Origin of the sequence: Anaerotruncus sp. 1XD42-93 (assembly GCF_009917605.1) — a bacterium.
Taxonomy (GTDB): domain Bacteria; phylum Bacillota; class Clostridia; order Oscillospirales; family Ruminococcaceae; genus Anaerotruncus.
Genome location: NZ_QZEG01000116.1, coordinates 1 through 3,927, shown reverse-complemented (window position 1 = coordinate 3,927; position 3,927 = coordinate 1). Strand labels below are relative to the sequence as shown.

Below are 3,927 nucleotides of genomic sequence, written 5' to 3'. Positions count from 1 at the left end.
ATACCGTTTCATATTCCTATTTTCGCTCTTGCCAACGATTTGTGCAATATTTATTTTTCAAACAAGGCCTAAATCATGAAGAAACTTTTTTCGCTGCTCCTGGCCTCGGCGTTAATGCTGTCACTTGTTTCTTGCGGTGGCGGGGCTGGCAGCAATCCCGGCTCGGCAGCATCAACCGGTAACGGTGTGACTGATGGTGAATTTAAGTTTACCCAACCTATTACCGTAGTGGTTCCCTTCAAAGCGGGCAGCGCTACCGACAATCAAATCCGCCTGATGCAGTCTGACTTGGAAGATGCCTTGGGAACCACTCTCGTCATTGTCAATGCTGAGGGTGGATCTGGAACTATCGGCACTACCGAATTTTTGAACAATTACAAACCCGATGGCTATACAATCCTTTACACTTTGGCAACTCCGGTTGTTTATAAGCCCCTCAGTGGCGACACCGCCTATACCTATGATGACCTGACTTCCGTAGCCCGTACCTCCAGTCAGCCCATGTATTTGATTATGGCGGATTCCAACCCTATGTCCAATGCGGAGGATGTGCTTCAGTACATCAAGGACAACCCCGGCAAATTCACTTATTCACACGTGGGTAACGGCGGCAACGGCCATCTGGCTTTCGCCTCCTTCCTAGTAGGAGAAGGACTCCAGGCCACCTCCGTTCCCTATCCCGGCGGCACTGCCGACTGCTATACCGCTACTATGGGCGGCGAAGTCGATTCCTGCGTCTATGGTGAGGCTGATTTGCTGGCGCGTGAGGATGCACACGGTGTTATCAATCTGGGCAGTCCCTCCACTGTGGAGTCTTTGAAGGATGTCCCTACTCTGGCCGACCTGGGCTATGAGGGTTACGAGACCAACAACATGGCTGGCTTCTTCTATCACAAGGATACTCCCGCTAGTGCAGTAACCGCCTTTGAGCAAGCGGTGCAGACTGTTCTGACCAATGAGGAGTTCGTTACCCGTGCCACTGAGGCTGGTTTTGTCCCCAGCTTTGGTACCGGTGCGGAGATGGATGAGCAATCCACCAAATCCATTGAGGTTGCTACTCCTGTCATCGAAGCGATGGGCTGATGCCTTCCACTGCAAACTACAATGCGGCTCGCAGGGCCTATCTCCTGTGGGCCGCACTGTAAAGAAAGGTAGTGCGGTATGCAAAAAAAGAATTGTTTTACCTCCCTGATTTGTGCTGCTATATTCCTCTTTTTCCTGTTCCAGTGCAATTCTCTCAGCGAGACAGCCGCCTATTGGCCCCGTATGATTTGCGTGGTTGGTTTGGTTTTGTCTGTGTTAGAAACTGTACTGGAAGGGATCAAGTGGGTTAAGACCGCAGGAGATCAGGAAAAGCTTTGGCCCCTCACCGGTGAGCAGACCAAGCGCAGTCTGATCCTGCTTGGACTGCTGGTTTTGTGGATTGCGGGCCTAACTACGATTGGTTTTTTGGTCAGCTCCATTGTGGCGCTGTGTGCGATTGCCATTATTTTTGAACCGGTCAAAGACAAAAAGCATCTGATTCGGGACATAGTGGTCTGTGTCCTGTTTGGGATTCTCTTTTACATCACCTTCAAGTTCCTTGGGATTCACTTCCCCAGAGCACTGCTGATTTAAGGAGGGGACTGCAATGCAAGATATTTTAACTTACTTTGTTCAGGCGCTGGCCCCCTTCAACCTGATGGTAGTCCTGCTAGGTACTATAGTGGGTATCATTGTGGGTGCATTGCCCGGTTTTACCGCTACTATGGGTATCGCCATTTTGATTCCACTTACCTACACTTGGGATGCTACCACCGCTTTAATATTCTTGGGTGCCATATATTGCGGCTCAATGTTCGGCGGCTCCATTTCCGCAATTCTGATTAACACTCCGGGGACGGCTGCGGCTGCTGCCACTGCTATGGATGGTTACGCCATGACCAAGCATGGCCGGGCCCATGAAGCTTTGACCGAAGCTGCGGTAGCTTCTTTCTGGGGTGGACAGGCCAGTACCATTGCCCTGCTGTTTTTCGCTCCCGCAATGGCGAAATGGGCCTTTAATTTTGGGGCTCAGGAAAAATTCCTCATGGCTGCTTTTGGTCTGACTATTATTGCATCCCTCTCCACTAAAAGTATTCTTAAAGGGCTGATGATGGGGTGTATGGGGTTGCTGATTGCCTGTGTAGGAATGGACCCGGTAATGGGTCGGGCACGCTTTACCTTTGGCAGTACCTATCTGATGGGCGGTATCACCATGATCCCCGCAGTTATTGGCCTGTTCAGCGTGTCTCAAGTATTGGGGACCTTAAAAGATTCCTTGAAACCAGCCAATCCAGATGATGTTGCCCGGTATAAGGCCTCCCGTGTCCATTTAAAAGATTTTGTCCGCTACCCTGTGACCTATCTGCGATCTTCTATCATCGGTATTATTGTAGGTATTGTTCCTGGTACAGGCGGCGATGTGTCCAGCTATGTAGCCTACAACATGGGTAAAATGTTCTCTAAAGAGCGGGATCAATTTGGAGATGGTGCTCGTGAGGGCGTAGCCTGTTGTGAGGCGGCCAACAACGCAGTCACCGGCGGCACCCTTATTCCGACCTTGACCCTGGGTATTCCTGGCAACGCTACCACTGCGATCCTGCTGTCTGGGCTGACCATTCACAGCTTGACCCCCGGCTATAGCCTTTTTACAACAGGGAAGAACATTACTTATCCTTTCATTATGGCGCTGTTTTTAGCCAATGTGGCCTTTGTCAGCATTGGTTTACTAGGCGCAAAATATTTTGCTAGAGTTACTTTAACGCCTCAAAATATCTTGTCTGCCTGCGTATTGAATTTGAGCCTAATTGGCTGTTACGGTGTGCGGGGTAATGTACGGGACGTCTACGCTATGCTGATTTTTGGCGTGATTGGCTATCTGCTTAAACTCTACAAGTTCAATATTGTGCCCATCGTATTGGGCATGATCTTGGGTGACATTGCAGAGGAGGCTCTCCAGCAAGGGTTAATCCTCTATGAGAACGACCTCCCAGCTATGTTTTCCACCTTCTTCCAGCGCCCGATTTGCATCGTACTGATGCTCCTAATGGTAGTTTCCATCTGTGCTCCCATTGTCATGGAGCGACGGAGCAAGTCAAAGTAATCCCAGTGCATCCGGCTCTGAAAATCCAGCCTGGTGCGGAGCCTTTTTAATAGGCAGTTCCTCTACCCTAGTTTCCGGAAAAGCGGCCAGGTACGGGTTTTACCGTTTCCTGAGCCGCTTTTCCAATGTTGAAAGCGGGTGCTATTTTTGAAAGAAAACGAGTTGGATTTGACACAAGGCAGCGTTTCTGTGTTGTTAATTCAATTTGCTCTACCTATTTTGTTGGGGCAGATATTCCAAAATCTTTATAATAGTGTAGATTCTCTGATTGTTGGACAATTTGTGGGGAAAGAAGCCCTAGCTGCTGTTACCTGCTGCTCTGACATCTCTCAACTTTTAGTAGGCTTTTTTACCGGACTATCTGCTGGAGCAGGTATTCTGTTGTCCCGTCTCTATGGAGCCAAGGACCACCCTACTTTACGGAGAGCGCTTCATACCGCATTGGTGTTCTCTTCAATTTTGGGCCTGTTTATGGCTCTGATGGGAATTGTTTCCACACCTTTACTGCTTTCCCTTACTGAATGTCCACAAGATGTATATGGTTTAGCTGTGTTATATCTTCAAGTATATTTTGTAGGCATTTTATTTTCATCCCTATATAATATGGGAGCAGGTATTTTGAGGGCAGTAGGTGATTCCAAGCGTCCACTGGCTTATCTTATCATTGCCAGTACAATCAATATTTTGTTAGGTAGTGTTCACATAAGCACATCGACAATGAGAGCAAAAAAGACAAAAGCCAAAAAGATAATATCCAGTTTGTCATAGCGGGTAAAAATGCGACGAAATCGCTTGATACGGCG

At 48.5% G+C, this 3,927-nt stretch carries 3 protein-coding genes and 2 pseudogenes; 4 read left to right on the top strand and 1 reads right to left on the bottom strand.

Translation table 11 applies throughout. The features are described from left to right. Positions 1-75 precede the first annotated feature (75 nt). From D5269_RS17045 to D5269_RS17030, 4 genes and pseudogenes are all read left to right on the top strand, one after another. A complete protein-coding gene (locus tag D5269_RS17045; protein ID WP_016315132.1) occupies positions 76-1,083 on the top strand; it encodes a tripartite tricarboxylate transporter substrate binding protein in 1,008 nt (335 codons plus the stop codon). 78 nt (positions 1,084-1,161) lie between these two features. Further along, positions 1,162-1,617: a tripartite tricarboxylate transporter TctB family protein gene (locus tag D5269_RS17040; RefSeq protein ID WP_016315133.1), complete on the top strand. Its 456-nt coding sequence runs from the start codon at positions 1,162-1,164 to the stop codon at positions 1,615-1,617. 13 nt (positions 1,618-1,630) lie between these two features. Beyond that, positions 1,631-3,124, top strand: a complete 1,494-nt coding sequence (locus D5269_RS17035; RefSeq protein WP_120487163.1) for a tripartite tricarboxylate transporter permease — start codon at positions 1,631-1,633, stop codon at positions 3,122-3,124. A gap of 138 nt (positions 3,125-3,262) precedes the next feature. Beyond that, a pseudogene (locus D5269_RS17030) lies at positions 3,263-3,805 on the top strand (MATE family efflux transporter); the annotation flags it as partial. Between the two features lie 17 nt (positions 3,806-3,822). Here the strand turns inward: D5269_RS17030 and D5269_RS18735 are convergent. After that, positions 3,823-3,927: pseudogene (locus D5269_RS18735) on the bottom strand (IS5/IS1182 family transposase); the annotation flags it as partial.